Below are 18,108 nucleotides of genomic sequence, written 5' to 3'. Positions count from 1 at the left end.
GGGCCTCTTGGTGGATCTTTTGTGGGTTGGGGTGGAGATTTCAGCTAGGTTAAGGATAACTGGGCCGCAAACAGGATGTTACCGGGATCATAGCTGTTTTTTAAACGCCGGAGCAAGTCCCGCACCGCAGGATTCTGGGGCAAGTTGGCATCGGCGTAAATGCTGGTGGCTTCCGAAGCGTTGGTTACATCTTCAGGGGCTATTTGCTTGATTTGCAAAAAGCCCTGATGCGCCTCTGTCTGCTCTTTCAAATAGCGCAAGGCCGCGAAGGGAAGCTGATTGGCAAACAGGTACACCAGTCCGGCCGCCGGGCGCACCTGAATGCGAATAGAGCCCAGAGAGGGCTGCTTGCTGACCTGACTGACAAAGTCCTGCCATTGGCTGAGGGGAAAGGCCGCTTCCAGAATGGTTTGCTGCGCCGGGAATTGTTGCAGTTCAAACAGCAGCGCCTCACCGCTGCGGGTGTCCAGCACGGTGGGAGAACCGGTAAACTGTCCTGACAAATCAGCGGCCTGAGCCTTCACGATGGCCTCATCTCCAGCCAGCTCAAGTAGCAAGCGCCACTGGCCCTGATCCTGAAATAGTTCGCATACGTTGAGGGCCAGCCCGCTGGCAAGTATTTGCTCCACCAGTGGAAACGCCTGATTCAGTGAATCGGGCGATAAGCGCCATTGCTGGCGCGTTTCGGGCAGGGCGGCCAGCTTGAGGGTCACGGAAGTAAGTACTCCGAATTGATGGTAGCCGCCAATGTACAGCTTGGCTAAATCGTAGCCGGTTACGTTTTTCACCACATCCGCCCCGCTGATGGTCACTTGCCCATCCGGGGTGGCCACTTCCACCTTTAATACATAGTCTCGTGGATAACCCCGCAGACCGGTGTGCAGGGCCGGGCGTTCTTCCGCCAGAATTTGCCCGATGGTGAGTGTAGGCGGGTAGCTCAGCGGCCAGATCTGCCGGTGCGGAGCCACCGTGGCCAGCAATTCCCGGTAGGTCATGCCGCATTCCACCTGAATGATAAAATCGGCCACGGCATGCTGCCGGACTCGATTCAGGCTTGATAAATCCAGCCACAGGGCTTCTGGCAGCAATGCCGCATCGGTTGGGGTCAGGGCCACTGGCTTTTTTTGAGATTGAGCCCATTGCAAGAGTCTGGCCACCTGAGCGGGGGTTTGGGGGCTTAGCTTGTGGCCGCTGCGAGTGTCAAATTCCCAAGGGCAGGCCAAGCCCATTTGCTGGAGTTCCTTCAGGCTGAGAGAGGCGCTGGAGGCTGCTATATCCATAACCCCTCCCCGGTCAGTAATTGGGGGCTAACCGCATGGCGGGTTTCCCCGCAGGCTGTGCGCATGGGGAAAATTTTCTCCGGGTTGCACAATCCCACCGGGTCGATGGTGCGCTTCAGTTGCCGCATTTTTTCCAGCGATTCCGAGGAAAATTGCAGGGGCATCAACTCCGATTTTTCAATACCAATGCCATGCTCACCGCTCAAAGCGCCGCCCACCGACAGGCAGGCCTGTAAAATCTCTTCGCCCGCCTGCATGGCCCGGCGCACTTCATCGGGTTTGTCCGGATCAAACAGCACATGGGGGTGCAAATTCCCATCGCCCGCATGGAACACGTTGCAGATGATGACCTCGTAGCGCTCGGCCACGGCGTAAATTTTCTCCAGCAGGTTTACCAACTGGCTGCGGGGAATGACCGTGTCATTCAGGTAAAAGGCCGGGGCATACCGCCCATAAGCGGCTACCGTGGCTTTACGGGCCTTCCACAGGGCCAGGCGCTCGGCCTCGGTTTCTCCGGCTCGTACCTGGCTGACCCGGTGATTGTCTAAAATGGCCCGTAACTTTTTTTCATCCTGTAACACCTGGGCGGTGGGGCCATCCAGCTCAATCAATAACACTGCTTCCGCCTCTTCCGGGAAGCCCACCTGAAAGGCCTGATTGACCGCTCTGACCGTAAAGGCGTCCATAAACTCCAGCGCGGATGGCACCAAGCCGCTGCGAATGATGCTGGCCACCGTGCCTCCGGCATCGGTCACGCTCTCAAATGCGGCCAGATACACCCGTATTGTTTCCGGTACGGGGGTTATTTTTACAATGGCCTGAGTCATAATGCCCAAAGTGCCTTCGGAGCCCACCATGAGGCCCACCAGGTTGGGGCCGTGGCTTCGGCGATTTTGGCTGCCAATCCAGGTCAGCGATCCATCGGGCAAGACCATTTGCAGGGCCAGCACGTGATCCGTGGTCACCCCGTATTTAATACAGTGAATCCCCCCGGCGTTTTCGGCGATATTACCGCCCAAGGTGCAGGCGCTTTGGGAGGAGGGATCGGGGGCGTAGAACAGGCCGTAGGGCTTTAAAGCGTTGTTCAGGCTGGCGTTGATCACCCCCACTTCCACCGTGGCGGTGCGGTTTTTGGGATCAATGGCCACAATGCGGTTCAAGCGATTCAACCCGATTTGTACCCCGCCCTGCATGGGCAAGGCCCCGCCGGAGAGCCCGGTGCCAGCGCCTCTGGCCGTATAGGGGACACCGGCCTGAATGCAGGCTTGCACCATCTGAGCCACTTCCTCCGGGGTTTTGGGGAGGGCTACAATGTCCGGTTTTTTCTGAATGAGGGTGCAAGCGTCACATTCGTAAGCCATCAGTTCTTCGGGTTGATCCAGAACGTATCTGGCCCCCAGAATACTGCGGAGGGTGTGAACCAGGGCTTGCGACATGGTGAAAAATCTCAGGATTTGAATAGGGCTTGATCGTTGGATGGTTCATCCACATCAGGGGGCAAAACGCGCTTGCGGTCCTGATCGGACTTGGCAAACAGGCGGCAATCCAGAAATCCGGCAAACCAGCCCAGACCCAATAGAACCATCCAGCCATACTGATCGGGCGGATGACCGGTGCCTAATAAAGCGGCAATTCCTAAGCAAAGCACTATGAAAAACATACTGCTATTGTAGCTTTAAAAGGGGCCGATGCAAATGCCGATTCCCGGGCTCAGGCTTTCCTTCCATTGCCAAAATCCGCTACAGTAGAAGGGTTCCTGATCATTGATTTGGATCATTTATTTGGGCAAGGCAGCCTTGCCATTGATCTTTAAAAGAGGCCTGATTTGACCGATTCCAGCAATGTGCCCTGTACCACCCATCCGCAAACGCTGACCCGCTTGCGCTGCACCGAGTGCGAAACCCCCATTTGCCCCCGGTGCATGGTGATGTACGAGGTGGGCTTTAAATGTCTGGTTTGCGCCCGAAAGCGCCCCAATAGCCTGGAGCAGGTTCAGACCAGACACTGGCTGGCCGCAGGATTCAGCAGCCTAGGCTTCGGCTGGCTATACGGCTGGCTGCATCCCGTGTTAATGAGCGTGGGATTACTGTGGTTTTTGGGGTTGCCCATATTGGCCGTGTTGGTCACCTATGCCCTGGGCCAGCAGGCGGGCAGGCTCTCTCATCGGGTGTCCGGCCACAAGCGCCACCGGGGGTTGGCGGGGCTGGCATTCAGTAGCGCCCTTTTGGGGGCCTTCCTGGCCGCGCCCATTCAATCGGAACTGGGGATGCTGTGGTCTGTCATCAGCAGCGCCGCCAGCGATCCGGCGGTATCCGGCACTTCCAGCACCTTGTACGTGTTGGGGCAGGGCTTGCGGTTGTTGGGACTCATCGCTTTTTTGCGAGGCTTCCGTCAGGCTTTCCGGGCTTAGATCGGGTTTAGACAGGCTGGGCCTGATTGGCTTGCCATTCAGTTAGCATTTTTTCCAGCACCGTTTTATTGGCCTTGGGAAAGGCGAATTGGGGTAATTCATCGGGTGTTACCCAGCGCCAGGCTTGGGCCGCTTTGGGTTGCACATCGCCGCTGATGTATTGGCAATGATAGGCGTGCAGGGTGATTTTAAAATGAGTGTAGGCGTGCTTTACGCTGGTAATCAGTTCGCCCACTTGCACTTTTATGCCCAGCTCTTCATCAATTTCTCGAACCACTGTGTCGGTCAGCGTTTCCCTCGCCTCTTGCTTGCCACCGGGAAATTCCCACAGGCCGCCCAGCAAACCGCCTTCCGGGCGTTGCTGAATGAACACCTGATTGTCTTTCCAGATGACCCCCACGGCAATGGTATGGTGCGGGGTCTTGGCCTTGGCCGCCTTCACCGGACGCTCATGTTGCGTACCCCGATCGCAGGCCTGGCAAAAGGATTTGACCGGGCATAGCAGGCAGCGGGGATTTTGCGGCAGACACACCGTAGCCCCCAATTCCATAATGGCCTGATTGTATAAGTGGGGCTCTTCGCTTTCCGAGAGCAGGGTTTCCGAGGCCTGCCACAGTTGATGGACCACAGCGGTTTGCTGAATCTCTTGATCCACATCAAAAACGCGACTGAGTACCCGCTTGACGTTGCCATCCAATAAAGGATGCTTTTGCCCGTAGGCAAAGGTCAAAATGGCTCCCGCCGTGCTGCGGCCAATGCCGGGCAGGGCTTCTACTTCCGCTATGGAGTTGGGGAAAATACCGTTGTGCTTTTCCACAATGTGCTGGGCCGCTTTTTGTAGATTGCGGCAACGGGCGTAATAGCCCAAGCCTTCCCACAGTTTCATGACCTCATCCGGCGGGGCTTGGGCCAGGGCCTGCAGGGTGGGGTACTGGGCCAAAAAGCGTCGGTAGTAATCCAGTACGGTTTTGACCTGGGTTTGTTGCAGCATGATTTCCGAAAGCCAGATGGCGTACGGATCGGTGGTTTCCCGCCAGGGAAGCTGTCGATGATCCGCTTTGTACCAATCCGTCAGGGCTTGGGCGAATCCTGTTTTGAGACAAGGCGGGGTGGCTGGGGTGGGCATTGAAAAGAACCGTTTCATAAAAATGGGATTGGGGGTGGCAGAAGCATGCGGACTGGCTTGCCCTGGTTCATCATAGTGCTGAAAAGGGTTTTGACAAGCGCTTTAACAATTGGCAACAAAAGGCAATCGAAATCTTTTGATTGTTTTTATTTAATCAAGTTAGCGTAAATTAAGAAGTTTTTTCTAACACAATCATTATAGCCGTTTGCAAGTTCATTCCTGAGAGTTGATTTGAAATTTTAGAGAGAGCGCAAATTAAGGAGAAATATTGATGCTTCCCATTTCTAGCGGTTTACCCCAATTCCAGACATTAGCCATGCCTACTGTCTTACAGACTGCTACCCCCGGTTTGGGCGCTATGCCTATCACCGGCATGCCCGCCGGAGTCACCTCTGGTATTGTGGGTTCCATGCCATTAGCCGGAGCAGGCGCCATTTCCCCGCCTACCATGCCGACAATCGGTGGTTTGCCGCCATTTGGTCAAAGTGCAGCCAGTTCTTTCGCGGCTCCTCAGTTAGGGGGTGCTGCTCCAGACCTGGGGGCCCTCCTGCCAGCGCTTGTCACATTACTGGAAGCGGTGGCCAGTTGGATTTCCGGTCAGGGTGGTCAGCCAGGCACTGCACAGGATGCTGCCGCAGGTGCAGGTGCAGGTGCAGGTGCAGGTGTTGCTGCTGGAGCTGCCCCTGTTCCGGGAGCTGCTCCTGTTCCGGGTGCTGCCCCTGCTGCCGGAGCGGCAGGCGCTGCTGCCCCTGTAGGTGGTGCGGGTGGTGCCGGCGGAGGTTACTAGTACTCTCTCTTCTGCAATATCACATTAATCCAGGAGGCGGCTCTATACCAGGGCTGCCTCTTGAAGTATTTTTGTCCTGTAAAATTGGAAGTGGAATCTTTCTATGGTTTTGGAATGGTTAAACAGCGCTATAACTTGATGTAGCGGATTAGCGCTATTGGGAAATTCTACGCCCAAAAAATTTTTGCTCAGTGCCTCGTCTCAATACGTTTGCATCTGTTTGAGTCCAGTGAGTTCAAAAAATCAGGTTGTGTGGCTTGGCCCAGGGCGGCTTCCTGTCTGGTCTGATCCGCACGGTCTGATCGATACGATTTGAGTTATACACCGTTTAGAAACGTGTTGAGACGGTATATCGATCCAATTGTTTAACAAAATTTTATAAACCCAATAAAAAGGCAATTCTCCCCAGTTCAATGTTTTTATTTCAATGTAAGCGTAATGTCTAAATGCCCGTTAGTACCTAAACTCAACAGGGTCAGGCATTGACTTTGAGAAAGTTCCCTCTGTTTAGTGTTTTAAATAGCTGCAAGTGTTTATTCAATTAATCTTTGAGAGAGTATCGAGTTTGCAAAATCCTTGAGGTTTGAAGCGTTTACACCCAGAGAATTTAATTTTTAGCCCCAGTTTTTGAAAGAGATGAGCGCAAATTAGGAGAGTTAATCTATGGCTTTGTCAACGAGCAGTCTTCTGCAAATGCAGTCCCCACAAAATTTAATGGTCCGGTTGCAATCTGCACTTGCCGCTTTAGGTCGATTGCAAGGGGCACCGGCCGCACCTTTTGCACCAACGCCTGCGGGTACTACGCCAGTAGCCCCGGCTCCGGGAGCTGCTGCAGGGACCGCGCCCCCGGCACCCCCCCGCTATCCCATTGGTAACACGAATCTCTACCAGGCTTATACCGAGGTGGTCGATCAGGGTGGAAACATTGATCAGGATGAGGCCGATGAAAAGGGTGTAAACAAAGGCATCGTCGTGGAATCCTATGCGGCAGAATTTTATGGTGGGCGCCGCGCTCGATCTGGCGCAGAGGTGCAGGCAAATGTGCAGCGGCTCTACACGGATCTCAACTCGGCTGATCCCAGAGCCAAAAGCGCCGCTACGTTCGCATTGGTAGCCTCTCGGTATAAAAACTCTGGTGGCAACTACGATAATGACAGAATGAAAGAAATTTTAGAGGAAAAAGCGCCCGATCTGGCTAATCGCCCGGGTGTGGGTGATACGGACGTTGAAACGATAAGTGCTATGACTGAGGCCGTGCGGCGCGGTGCAGTGGATTTGTCTGATATTTACGTAAAAGATAGTCCGGATGATGCTGTTGAGAACACTGATCTCTATGAGGAGGCTATTGCGGCCGTCAATAGTGGTGATCTCAACTCTGTGCTGCCCAGTGATCAAAATGGCGGAGATGCCGGCAACTCTGGTAATTCCGGCAACTCTGGTAATTCTGGTAATTCTGGTAACTCTGGTAATTCCAAAAAGAGCCGTGGGGGTGCTCCTGTGGGCGTAAGTACCACACCCCCTGCTGGTCCGGGTGCTGCTGCTCCTGTTCCGGGTGCTGCTGCCCCTGTTCCTGGTGCTGCTGCCCCTGTTCCGGGTGCTGCTGCCCCTGTTCCTGGTGCTGCTCCTGCTCCTGCTACTGGGGCTCCCGCAACTCTGGATGCTGCGGCTGCGGCGGGTGGTCAACAGGCACTCATCGTTGCCTTGATCAACCTGATTATATTAATTCTGCAAGCGTTCATGGGAAGCGCTGCCCCGAATGCCTTCAGTGGTACTCTGGCTGCTACCCCTGGCGCCGCTGCCCCTGGCGCCGCTGCCCCTGCCCCTGCCCCTGCTCCTGCTGCCGCTGCCCCTGCTGCTTCAGGCCCCGCGGGTAATGCCGGTAATGCGGGCAATTCTGGCAATGCGGGCAATGCCGGTAATGCGGGTAATGCCAAGGACGCTCAAGCGGATGCCGGTGGTGCCGGTGGTGCTAAAGACGCTCAAGCGGATGCTGGTGATGCCGGTGATGCTGGTGACGCCGGTGATGCCGGTGATGCTGGTGATGCCGAGGACTGCTAACATCGCCAGCTTGTCTGAAAATATCAGAAATCGCTAAAACGTAGTAAGCAAAGAGGATTGATGACCGCCCAAGAAAAATCTGAAACAACCATTCAACACCGCAAAAGGTGACTCTGATGAGTCACCTTCTTGCTTAGAGACTGGCTCAGGCGGCAGGCGCTCGCTTTGCGTAGTGCGATTCTGAAAAAATGCGATGGAAGCTGGAAAATGCCCCCGGAGCGACTCGAACGCCCGACACCTTCCTTAGGACGGAAGTGTTCTATCCAACTGAACTACGGAGGCATTAGCTAAAATCCTAGCACAAGGCCCCAAGGGGGCCAATGGCATGCTGCCTCGGTCAAGCCCCGCCCTGGCACCCGGCGCCTGCCAAACTATCCAATAGCAGCCCGGACGGGATGGTATTACCATACAAAAAGTGGCCGTCGCACAGGGGAAGGAGGGAGGGTATGGGCTCACAGCGCGAAATTTATGTGCTTCTGGATGAGGACACCGCCCAGTTTCTGCACATGGCACAGGGGAGTCACCGGCCCGGCGCTGTCAGCCGGTTTATAAACAGTCTGTTGCGTCAGGAACGTTTTCGGCAAGGCTTCCCGGCCTATTACAGGCAACCTGATCCGCTGAAGCACTATTCAACGCCACAGGAAAAAGCAATGCTGCTGCGGAGCGGCCTTTTACCCCTTGGGTCTCCTTTATCTAATTTGTCTTGCTTGCCGCGCGCTCAAAAGAAAAAAAGCCTGCTAGCGTGGCTTATGGGCCTCTGGGTTTGAAATTCCCCCGCCCGGATGAGTTTGGCCGAAATAAACCACATGAACGAGGAAATCAACATCCGGCATGCCCTATCTTGTGAAAAGAACGAGTCCCCTCCCCGGGGAACCGGTTCGAAGGGTGTGTGACTAGTTGCTGTTTTTGGCAACCCGTCCGCAATCGGAAAGAGAAATCCACTTTTTATAAAACATCGGATAGGAGATACGGTCATCGCTCTCAAGCAATACCGTTTCAAGTTACAGGTCGTTCTGGATTACCGGGCTGAACAGCTCAACATGATTCAGCAACAGGTGGCCGAGGCGGAACATCAAAAGCTCCTGATTCAAAAGCGCATTCAGGACTTTGATACGGTCATCGCTCAGGCTTTTATCGACCAGCAACAGCAAATGACCGGAGGGGCCCTGAATCCTGATCAATTACAGCAATTTCCTCACTTCGTCTGGAGTCTGAAGCAAAACCGCTTTCAGGAAACCCAGCGCCTGCAAGCTCAGGAACAAAAACTGTCCCAACTGCGGGGGCTCCTGCAACAAGCCCTGATTAAAAAGAAATCTCTGGATACCTTGCGTGAAAAGGATTTTGCCAAATACCAGAAAAGTATTGAAAAAGCCGAAGAAGAATTCCTGGCGGAAATCGCCCTGACCCGGGCCTGCCGCAAAAACCCGGTCTCCTCACGGTAAGCACTGCCCCTCGCTAAAAATAATCATTCCTGAAAGTAAGTATTCAAGGTAAAGCGTTTCTATGCCCAGCCCACTTGACTTCATCCAGACCACAGCGCCCCCAGCCCCGGCTGGCTCCAGAATTGAACTGGAGACCAAAGCGGCTGCTGATGAAAGCGGCACCCCAACGGGCGAAGCCTTTTCCGCCGCCTTCAATCAGGCCTTGAATCAGGTCAATAGCAAGCTAAACAAAGCGGAGCCATCCAGCCCTGCTGGCACCGAGAAACCCAAGGACCTGTCCAGTGGTCTGGACGTAGAACGGACCGGGTCGGGCCAAGCCGGGCAGGCCGATCCTTCTGGCCGCAAGATTGGTAAAAAGGCCGAAGAGGACGCTACAATCGAGCTGGCCATGGCCGGGGGGCTAAACAGTCCCACGCTCTTCAGCGATGACTTGCAGGCTCCCGCAGAGGCGATTAGCCTACTGAATGAGGCTGGCCAAAGCGAAACCCAGTCCATTTCGGACGAGTCCGATCCGCAAACCGCCTTGATGCAGGACAACAGCACACGACTGGCCCTGTCTGTCGGCTTTGGGACGCTGTCCCCGGATGCCCTGCTGATGATGGGTTTGCCCCCCACGTTGCAGGCACAAGGCCCCATAACTTCCGTGGATTTGCCACCCATACCCCAGCCAGATAGCACGGTGCAAACCAGTCTGGGCATTGAGCCCGCTAGCTCTGACAGCAACCCTGCCGCTCGGCTCAATAACCCGGCCAGTGTTATGCAAACCGGTTTTACCGTTGCTTCAGCTTCTCCAGACACGCTGGACAAACAAGGGCCGGGCTTTGAACAAGCCCTGCAATCGGCCTTCCCGTCCCAGACTCAGGCGGCTCCTGTGGCGCAGGCGGGCGCCTCCCCTGAAAATCGGTCTGCCAAATCGCCAGACGCCCTGGCGCCTTCTGCGGCGGTGGAAATACCGGAGTTGCCCCAAACGCCCGGCCCAATCAGCACACCGGATGCTTCCACGGCTTCGAGTCCTCCCCAAAGTAATATTCAGAACCCGACCCAAAGCATTGTTTTGGGGACTTTTGAACCCGCTACCTCACCCCTCACCCCCTCATCACCGCAAATGACCCCAAATACGCAAACCCTGGCCACCCCCTTCAGCTTGCTGGCGCAGGGAATAGACCCAGCGGGGCAAGGGTTGCCCGCCGCATTCAACGGGCCTTCTGTCAAAGCGGCGGAAGATACGCTGGCTGCCTCCACCCCCCTGAGTGTGCCTTTGGACAGCTTCACGCAGGAAAACGCCTCCGGTTCCAAAGGGGCTGGCAGGATGGCCGACAGCAGTTCCAAGACTCCTTCTGGGAACCGCTCTGGGTCCCCCATGAACGAACTGCTCAAACCAATGGCCGACTTGCAAGAATCCCTCAGCGCCCTGAACGGTACCGTTGAAAGCCTCAGCCAGGACCCGGATTTCGAAAGCCCGCAGGGACTGTCAGAAGAACCTATATTCGAGATGTCAGGCCAAGCCCATCTAGCCAGCGATCCCTTGCCGTCCGCCGCTTTGGCAGGCCCTTTGCCCGGCTCTGCCGCGATTCATCAAAACCCGGCAGCCAATAGCCCGGACAAACTGCCATATTTTGCCTCGCTGGCTGAAAACCCGGTGGATCAAGTGGTGGATGGCACCGTTTACAGCGTTAAAAACGGGCAAAAAGAACTGATTTTAAAAATCAACCCGGATAATTTGGGCGAAGTGCGCATTCGCCTGACCAGCCTTGGCAACAACGAAGTGAGTGCCCGACTGATCGCCAGCACCCAGGAAAGCCACGAATTGCTGAAAACCCAATCGGAAACCCTGAAGGCCTCACTGGAAGCTCAGGGAATCCGTATTGAGAAGCTCAGTGTCCTGCTGGCCGGGCATGCCGACAACGGGGCCAATCCCAACAAACAGGACCAACCCTCTCATTTTCAGCAGCAATCATCCAACAACGCTCAGGCCCAACCTCAGTCCCAGCAGCAGGCATTCCAGCAATCAAATCAGTCATTTAGCCCGTTTTTTCAGGCCAATAACGGGGCATACCAAAATAAGCAGGGATTTGCCCAGAACCCCGGCGGCATGAACAACGGAACCGGTCACGGCGCTGAAGAGAGCAGCAGTCGATCGGCTGAGCCCGTGAGGCGGAATGATAACGGTCATGTGAGTGTGTTGGCCTAACCCTCAAATCCATCCGGGAAGCCCAAAGGAGAGAACCGATGAGTAATTACGAAACCCTCATCCAGATGCAAAACAATACCAACCAGGTGCAATACCAGGCCAGTCGCAAAAATCTGGGGAGCGGCAAGCTGGATCGGGAAGGGTTTATCCGGCTGATTATGGCCCAATTGCAGTATCAGGATCCCACCGAACCCAAAGGCAACGCCGAGATGCTCAGCCAGCAACTCCAGCTGGAACAGGCCGATCAGATGAAGGAAATTGTCAGCGCCACCAAGTTTTCCCAGGCGGGCAGTATGGTGGGCAAACAAGCCACCCTGATGGATGCTCGGTGGGACTTTACCAACAAAACCACGGGCACCCCGGAATGGGATTTCCAGACCAACCAGCCTAAAACCGTGACGGGCATTATCGAGGCGGTTCAATTCGACGCGCAGCTGGGCAAAGCGTTGGTGCGCATTAATGGCAATTACTACGACGCGGACGCCATCCAGCAACTGTCAGTGGCCACACCACCCGCCCAAACACCCGGCACCCCGCCCCCAGCTGAAACATCCAGCCAACCATAACCAAAGCTAAAAACAAGTATTCCAAATTTAACGGGTCATCTCATCCCAAATCATTCCGGTTTATCAGTCTTTATCAAATCCAGTTTTTTAAGTGTGTGAAAGAGAATCAGAGAGATAACGTGGAGGAAACTTTATGAGTCAAGGTATGTTTACCGCCGTATCCGGTATTCGGGCCAACCAAACCCGATTGAACGTCATTTCTAACAACGTGGCCAACGTTAACACACTGGGGTTCAAGTCCAGTTCCGCCAACTTTGCCACGGTGTTTGCCAGCACCCTCAGCGGTGGCTCAGCCCCCAACGGTATTTTGGGCGGTACCAACCCCCGACAAATCGGCAACGGCGCGCTGGTGTCTGAGATTGCCTCCAACTTCGGTCAGGGCGGTACCCAGTTTACCGGCAGAAATACGGATTTAAGCATCAACGGCGATGGTTTCTTCGCCGTGGAACGGGTGGACACCAACAACGGCAATAACTCCACCGATTATTACCTGACCCGGGCCGGTAACTTTACCTTGGACTCCAATGGGAATCTGGTCACCGCCTCCGGTAACCGTCTGCGTGGCAGTTCCCAGATTTCCGGCAGTAGCACAGCCACCCTGGGTCGCATCCAGGTGCCTACCGAATTTCAGATTACCAAGGAGCTGGATGCCGACGGTAAGGTTCAAAACGTTTTCTACTCGCCTATTGGCAGAAGTGCTGCCAACATTGCCACCGATTACGCGGCAGCCTTTGGGGCTCCCCCGGTCGGCAACTCTTTAAGTACGGTCACCGTTCAATTGCGTAGCTTCAGCGTGGGAACCGACGGTTCCATTTCCGCCACCTATTCCAACGGCGACCAAATCAGCGTCAGAACAGACTCTGCCAGTGTGACTGCGGCCAACGCGGCGGGCGACCCAACTCTGGTTCGTCGGGAGATCGTTCACCGCCCCTACGAAGGGGGCTCCTATCCGGCCAGCACCTATTCCGCCACGGATAACCCCTATGGCGGACAGGTGGCTCAGGCAACCGGACAAGAAGTGTTTACCAGCGGCATTACCCCAACCCCTGCCGGTGTAAACCCGATGGAAGGGATGCAGATGCAGTTGCAAACGGCCAGTGTCATTAACCCCGCCGGTCTTTTGTACGATGGAAACAACAACTTCCTGCAAAGCGCCAACAGCGGCCAAACCCAATTCGGGGTGGCGGGTAGTGGTTCTCGCGGCAACATCAACGCCGGTGCCCTGGAATCCTCCAACGTGGATCTGGCCGGTGAGTTCACCAACATGATCGTCTCACAGCGAGGACTAGAGGCTGCCAGCAAGGTGGTACGCGCCCAGAGCGAAGTGATGCAGACTATTATTCAGATCGTCTAGTTTTTCAGTTAAATCCACTCTTCCTTGAACCAATCCCGCAAGTTGTACGACTTGCGGTTTTCTTTTGGTTCAGTTCAAGGCCCACTGGCATTCGGATAAGACTGCCTTTGCCGGAATTAACCTGAACCGGACAACATTAAGACCGTGGCCAGCAAATTGTTAAACCAATGGGCCACCATGCCCGGAATCAGGGAACGGGTGCGCTCCCGCCAAATGGCGAAACACAGGCCAATGACGATCACGTGGGTCAAGGCTTTTGCGTTATTCAGGTAACTGCCGTGAAACAGCATAAAAATCAGGCTGCCGTAAAAAACCGATCCTATCCGTCCCCAGCGCTGATGCAGGGTTGATTGCACCAACCCTCTGAAAATTAATTCTTCCAGAATTGGGGCCGTAAAAACGGCGAAAAGCGACATGGCCCAGATTTGGGAGCGGGAAAAATCGGCAAAGGGATCGGTGCCCAGATTCAGCCCCGGCCACCACTGGGTCAGGGCCGCCCACAACAGGCTTAATAGCAGGGTCAGCCCACCACTCAGCAAAATGAGCAAGACCGTTTCCCATTGGTAGTATTGCCGGGGTCGGGTCATGGAAAGTCCCAGGTAATGGGGCAAATGCCCATACCGCCAGTGCAGTCCACCAAAAATGATCAGCCAGGTCAGCACGGTGACCCCTTGCTCCAGTATCACCTTGCGTACAGGCCCCATAAACGGATCAATCAGCAGCAGTATGTTGGACAACAGCAAGGGTACCAGAATATAGCCTGATAAAAGGCATACAAAAACCGTATATAAATCCCAGGGGGGCAGCTGGTCGGAACTCGGTGCGGACACTGTCCCCGGAGACAGGGCTGACTTAACTGGGGGCATCGATGCTTACTTTTCTCTGCACAAGCATGGTGTTGTATCCTAGTGTCATGAAGATCAATCGTTTTCTAAAATCTATCAACCAAAAAGTGCCCCTGGATAGGGCTATTATATCAGACCTGTTGCTGTGGGCGCTGATGGCCGCATTGCTGCTTTACGGCCTGTACATGGTGGCCATTGTGCTGCCCGCCAAGCGGGGCCAGACCATTCATCTGGAATTTTTGAACGCCAACGAGATCAGTCGGGGGGCTCCCGTTCGCCTGATGGGCACTGATATCGGGTTTGTGGATAACATTCGGATTGAGCGGGATCACGTGGATGTGACCATTCAAACCGATCCGGACGCCATCCAGATTCCCTCAGGCTCCGTTTTTACGGTGTTGTTTACCGGACTGGGTGGGGCCAAGAGTATTGAGGTGACCTTACCAGAGACCCCTGAACCCCCAAAAGATGGGAAGCCGGTCTATCGGGTCAAAGAACCCATTAGCATGCGGGATACCCTGAACGCCAGTTTGGACAGCGTGCAGGCCTTGCAAAAAGGCTCTGAAAATATCTCTGACTTTTTCGGGAAGCGAAAACCCGTGGAAGAACTGCAATTTAATATCAGGGAAGCCCTGGCAATGTCCACGGTGGCCACGCGCAATACGGCCAGCCTGAACCGGGCCCTGGGCAGCTTGCAAAAGGATGTTAATACTTACACGCAAGAAGGCATCAAAACTTTTCAGACCTTTTATGAGGGTGCCAACAAGGTCAACGCGATCACCCAGCCCAGCCAACTGCGACCATTGCTGTTATCGCTCGACAATGATCTCGACCATTTTCATCATGCGTTTGTCCGTGAAGGCAAATTGGCGCATCAAATTACCCATCAGTTGAATCGCTTTAACCAGCGCGTCATCCGGTTTAACAACAGTTTGACTCGTGTGGGGCAAGTTGTTTTGCGCAAGCCTTTGCCCCAGTGGCTGGATGATATTGAACGGGGTCAGCAGACCATGGATGGGGCCCTGGCTCGGCTGGAGCAAACCTTTCCTGCGGGTAAAACCTGGGATTTGGCCCCTGCCCGGCAGAAGGTACAACAGTTTAACCAGATTCTGCTGGACGGGCACAAGACAGCGGATACCTTGATACAAAAAGGGGTTATAAAGCCAGACGCATCGTCCGGAGCCGGTAATTCAAGCCATTGGAGCCCGTCGGATCAAGCGAGGCCGGGTATTGTCTCCCCCGAGGCTGACCGGGCCTTGCCCCAGGTATCGGATGCCACTTTTTGGCAGCCGGTGTGGGACATTATTCTCTTCTTCTTTTCGTAGGGTTCTTTCCGGTTTTTTCTGAAGGCAATAAAAAACGCCACAACCGAGTCGGTGGGCGTTAAAGCGCAAATTTGAAATTTGAGAGTTTTAAATTTATCCAGCCTTGTCCTTGTGATTGCATAAAAACAATTAATTTTTACTTTGGAACAGTGTGTAAATGTATCGTTACAACTGGAGCTGAATGCCGGTATAAACCCTTTTCCAGTGGCGCAATTACGGGCATCCAATCTTGATTTCAAATAGAATGCCGCATGAGAAGCGTGTGCGGTGAAAAAAATAAAAAACGCCACAACCGGTACGGTGGGCGTTAAAGCGCAATATGAAAGAAAGAAAGTTGATTTAAATTAAATCCAGCCTTGTCCTTGTGATTGCATAAAAACAATCAATTTTCACCTTGGAACGTCTTGTAAACGCATCGTTACAAGTGGGGGTGAAATGCTGAAAATAGAGGCTTTCTAGGGGCGCAATTTATGGGCATCCAATCTTGATTTCTAATAGGGTACCCAATGAGAAGCGTGGGTTGTGAAAAAAATAAAAAACGCCACAACCGGTACGGTGGGCGTTAAAGCGCAAATTTGAAATTTGAGAGTTTTAAATTTATCCAGCCTTGTCCTTGTGATTGCATAAAAACAATTAGTTTTCACCTTGGAACGTCTTGTAAACACATCGTTACAAAGAGGGCCCTAAAGCGCTGAGGCTGCCATTTTACCCTTCAGCGCCCGGGGGATTGAACAGCCAGGGCCGAGCCAACGCCCAAAGTTCAGAGAGTCGGGATGGCTGTTGCAGGGCCAAGGCCCCCAGCAAGGCCTCCAGGCCGGTGGCTTGCCGATGAGCCGCCTGATCCGAGCGACGGCCGGTGCCCACCCCCACATTGCGCCCCTGACGCACCAGCTCCAATTCCGCTTCCGTTAAATGGGGTTTGAGCTGATGAAACAAGGCCACCTGAGCGCTGGCCTTGGCGTGGCGGGTGGTAAAGTCGTGCAGGTCCCGGGACTGGGATAACCCTTGAGCCACGGCCAACTCCCGCAGAAACAGCTCAAACACGGCATCGCCCAAAAACGCCAGCGCCCGGGGATGGGGCAGGTTGTGGAATGCGGAATCCGCCGCTTCAGACACGCAGAATTTCCACGCCGTCTTTTTCCACCGTGGTGGTGCCGTCCTTGTTGTCGAGGATTTGCAAGCCAATATCTGTAAAATGCTTCCGAATGGCATCGGCTTGAGTCCAGTTTTTAGTGACTTTGGCTTGCTTGCGCATCTCAATGATTTCTGTGAACATCACTTCTGGCTCTGCATCAGGCTCTAACCATTTTCCGGTCATTTCCCGGTAGATTGTATTAATTTCATCTAAAGGCAAACTTTTCTTTTGAAATATAAGATTCAGATTAAAACCAAGAAGTGTAAAAATGGATACGCATTCTTTTAATTTAATTTTTACAGCCTCAGAACGCCCTTCTCTGAATGCATCCCGCAATTCAGCCAAAGAGGCATTCAGAAAACTCAGAGCCCGAGGCGTGTTGGAGTCTTCTGCCATTGCCAGACATAATGCGTACATATTTTTATATTGCACTGACACATCAGGCGAATAATTTTCAATACACCAGGACCGCAAATGGAACGCATCCATATTAAATGCGTCACAAATCATTTTTAATGCTTTATGCCGATCTTTTACCCAGTTTTCCGCGGCTTGCAAGGCTTCATCGTTGAAATCCACCGGCATACGATAGTGGTTGGTCAGCAAAAAATAGCGGATGGTATTGGCGTCGTAGCGCTCTAACAGTTTTTTAATGGTGGAAAAATTGCCCAGACTCTTGGACATTTTCTCCCCGCTGACATTCACAAATCCATTGTGCAGCCAATATTGGGCAAAGGGCGTACAGCCTGTCCAGGCTTCACTTTGGGCAATTTCATTCTCGTGGTGCGGAAAAATCAAATCGGCCCCACCGGCATGAATATCAATCTGCGCCCCAAACACGGCGTGGTTCATTGCGGAACATTCCATATGCCAGCCGGGACGACCCCAGCCTTTGTCCGTACCGTCGCCCGGCCACGGGGATTCCCAGCCATGGGGATCGCTCAAGGGCACCGCTTTCCACAGGGCAAAATCCAGCGGCGATTCTTTCTCGTCATCCACGTCCACCCGGGCCCCGGATTTTAAATCCTCCAGATGCTTTTTGAGCGCTTCCGGGTCATGGGTGCCAAATTTCAGCTTGCCGTAATCGGCCTTGGTGGAAACCCGAAAGTACACGCTGCCATCGACGGTGCGATAGGCCGCCCCTTTGTCCATCAAAGCCTGAATGCCTTGTAGCATGTCCCCAATATACTGGGTGGCTCGGGGCTCCTCATCGGGAGGAAGCACGTTAAGGGCTTTCATGTCCGCCGCAAAACTTTCATAATTTCGCTCAGCCAGCGCTGCAGGCGTTTCCCCCCGCTCTTTGGCCCGGTTCAGGATTTTATCGTCCACATCGGTTACGTTGCGCACGTACTTCACGTCGTACCCCAGAAACTTCAGGAAGCGATACAGCACGTCCCAGGTGATGTAGCAGCGGGCATGGCCCAGGTGGGCGTCATCGTAGACCGTGGGGCCGCACACGTACAGCTTGACCTGCTTTCCCGCCGGATCGAGCGGCGCAAAAGGCTCTAATTGGCCGGTCAAGGTATTGAACAGCTTGAGTTCAGGCGGCTGGTTTTCAGAAGTTGACTGGGCCATCACAACAAATCCTG

15 protein-coding genes and 1 tRNA gene are annotated in these 18,108 nt (G+C 54.1%); 8 read left to right on the top strand and 8 right to left on the bottom strand.

The genetic code is table 11. The features are described from left to right. Window positions 1–44: 44 nt before the first annotated feature. From DF283_RS00810 to DF283_RS00800, 3 genes are read right to left on the bottom strand one after another with little or no spacing between them, the layout of a single operon-like run. Window positions 45–1,280 carry an FAD-binding oxidoreductase gene (locus DF283_RS00810; protein ID WP_303672685.1) on the bottom strand — a complete coding sequence of 412 codons (1,236 nt, stop codon included), beginning with the start codon at window positions 1,278–1,280 and terminating at the stop codon, window positions 45–47. Beyond that, window positions 1,271–2,716 carry an FAD-binding oxidoreductase gene (locus tag DF283_RS00805; RefSeq protein ID WP_303672684.1) on the bottom strand — a complete coding sequence of 482 codons (1,446 nt, stop codon included), beginning with the start codon at window positions 2,714–2,716 and terminating at the stop codon, window positions 1,271–1,273. The genes DF283_RS00810 and DF283_RS00805 overlap by 10 nt, the downstream gene beginning before the upstream one ends. An 11-nt stretch (window positions 2,717–2,727) precedes the next feature. Then, the gene (locus DF283_RS00800; RefSeq protein ID WP_303672683.1) at window positions 2,728–2,928 is read right to left on the bottom strand and encodes a hypothetical protein; all 201 of its coding nucleotides are present in this window, start codon (window positions 2,926–2,928) and stop codon (window positions 2,728–2,730) included. Between the two features lie 177 nt (window positions 2,929–3,105). On the opposite strand from DF283_RS00800, the gene DF283_RS00795 reads away from it, so the two are divergent. Next, a complete protein-coding gene (locus DF283_RS00795; protein ID WP_303672682.1) occupies window positions 3,106–3,690 on the top strand; it encodes a B-box zinc finger protein in 585 nt (194 codons plus the stop codon). Window positions 3,691–3,697: 7 nt separating this feature from the next. On the opposite strand, the gene mutY is transcribed toward DF283_RS00795, so the two are convergent. Further along, the gene (gene mutY / locus DF283_RS00790) at window positions 3,698–4,816 is read right to left on the bottom strand and encodes an A/G-specific adenine glycosylase (protein ID WP_303672681.1); all 1,119 of its coding nucleotides are present in this window, start codon (window positions 4,814–4,816) and stop codon (window positions 3,698–3,700) included. A gap of 557 nt (window positions 4,817–5,373) precedes the next feature. On the opposite strand from mutY, the gene DF283_RS00785 reads away from it, so the two are divergent. Both DF283_RS00785 and DF283_RS00780 read left to right on the top strand, forming a co-directional pair. Continuing rightward, window positions 5,374–5,571 carry a hypothetical protein gene (locus DF283_RS00785; protein WP_303672680.1) on the top strand — a complete coding sequence of 66 codons (198 nt, stop codon included), beginning with the start codon at window positions 5,374–5,376 and terminating at the stop codon, window positions 5,569–5,571. Between the two features lie 935 nt (window positions 5,572–6,506). Continuing rightward, window positions 6,507–7,661: a hypothetical protein gene (locus DF283_RS00780; protein WP_303672679.1), complete on the top strand. Its 1,155-nt coding sequence runs from the start codon at window positions 6,507–6,509 to the stop codon at window positions 7,659–7,661. A gap of 208 nt (window positions 7,662–7,869) precedes the next feature. On the opposite strand, the gene DF283_RS00775 is transcribed toward DF283_RS00780, so the two are convergent. Beyond that, a tRNA-Arg gene (locus tag DF283_RS00775) sits at window positions 7,870–7,943 on the bottom strand. 758 nt (window positions 7,944–8,701) lie between these two features. Between DF283_RS00775 and DF283_RS00770 the strand changes: the two genes are divergently transcribed. The 4 genes from DF283_RS00770 to DF283_RS00755 all read left to right on the top strand — a co-directional run bounded on the left by DF283_RS00770 (window position 8,702) and on the right by DF283_RS00755 (window position 13,214). Then, on the top strand, window positions 8,702–9,103 hold the full coding sequence (locus tag DF283_RS00770; RefSeq protein ID WP_303672678.1) for a flagellar FliJ family protein: 402 nt from the start codon (window positions 8,702–8,704) through the stop codon (window positions 9,101–9,103). A gap of 61 nt (window positions 9,104–9,164) precedes the next feature. Beyond that, window positions 9,165–11,294 carry a flagellar hook-length control protein FliK gene (locus DF283_RS00765; protein ID WP_303672676.1) on the top strand — a complete coding sequence of 710 codons (2,130 nt, stop codon included), beginning with the start codon at window positions 9,165–9,167 and terminating at the stop codon, window positions 11,292–11,294. Window positions 11,295–11,332: 38 nt separating this feature from the next. Then, window positions 11,333–11,860, top strand: a complete 528-nt coding sequence (locus DF283_RS00760) for a flagellar hook capping FlgD N-terminal domain-containing protein (protein WP_303672674.1) — start codon at window positions 11,333–11,335, stop codon at window positions 11,858–11,860. Between the two features lie 133 nt (window positions 11,861–11,993). Beyond that, the gene (locus DF283_RS00755) at window positions 11,994–13,214 is read left to right on the top strand and encodes a flagellar hook-basal body complex protein (protein WP_303672673.1); all 1,221 of its coding nucleotides are present in this window, start codon (window positions 11,994–11,996) and stop codon (window positions 13,212–13,214) included. Between the two features lie 116 nt (window positions 13,215–13,330). Here the strand turns inward: DF283_RS00755 and DF283_RS00750 are convergent, their stop codons facing one another. Then, window positions 13,331–14,080: a CPBP family intramembrane glutamic endopeptidase gene (locus DF283_RS00750; RefSeq protein WP_303672672.1), complete on the bottom strand. Its 750-nt coding sequence runs from the start codon at window positions 14,078–14,080 to the stop codon at window positions 13,331–13,333. 47 nt (window positions 14,081–14,127) lie between these two features. Between DF283_RS00750 and DF283_RS00745 the strand changes: the two genes are divergently transcribed. Further along, a complete protein-coding gene (locus tag DF283_RS00745; RefSeq protein ID WP_303672671.1) occupies window positions 14,128–15,384 on the top strand; it encodes an MlaD family protein in 1,257 nt (418 codons plus the stop codon). A 705-nt stretch (window positions 15,385–16,089) separates the two neighbouring features. Here the strand turns inward: DF283_RS00745 and DF283_RS00740 are convergent. Next, window positions 16,090–16,500, bottom strand: a complete 411-nt coding sequence (locus tag DF283_RS00740; protein ID WP_303672670.1) for a ribonuclease III domain-containing protein — start codon at window positions 16,498–16,500, stop codon at window positions 16,090–16,092. Continuing rightward, window positions 16,493–18,094: a cysteine--tRNA ligase gene (cysS, locus tag DF283_RS00735; protein ID WP_303672669.1), complete on the bottom strand. Its 1,602-nt coding sequence runs from the start codon at window positions 18,092–18,094 to the stop codon at window positions 16,493–16,495. Before cysS ends, DF283_RS00740 begins: the two co-directional genes overlap by 8 nt. Window positions 18,095–18,108 lie beyond the last annotated feature (14 nt).

This window comes from Vampirovibrio chlorellavorus (genome assembly GCF_003149375.1).
Lineage (GTDB): Bacteria > Cyanobacteriota > Vampirovibrionia > Vampirovibrionales > Vampirovibrionaceae > Vampirovibrio > Vampirovibrio chlorellavorus_B.
The sequence above is the reverse complement of the archived record's forward strand: the minus strand, read 5'-3'. Positions and strand labels throughout refer to the sequence as shown.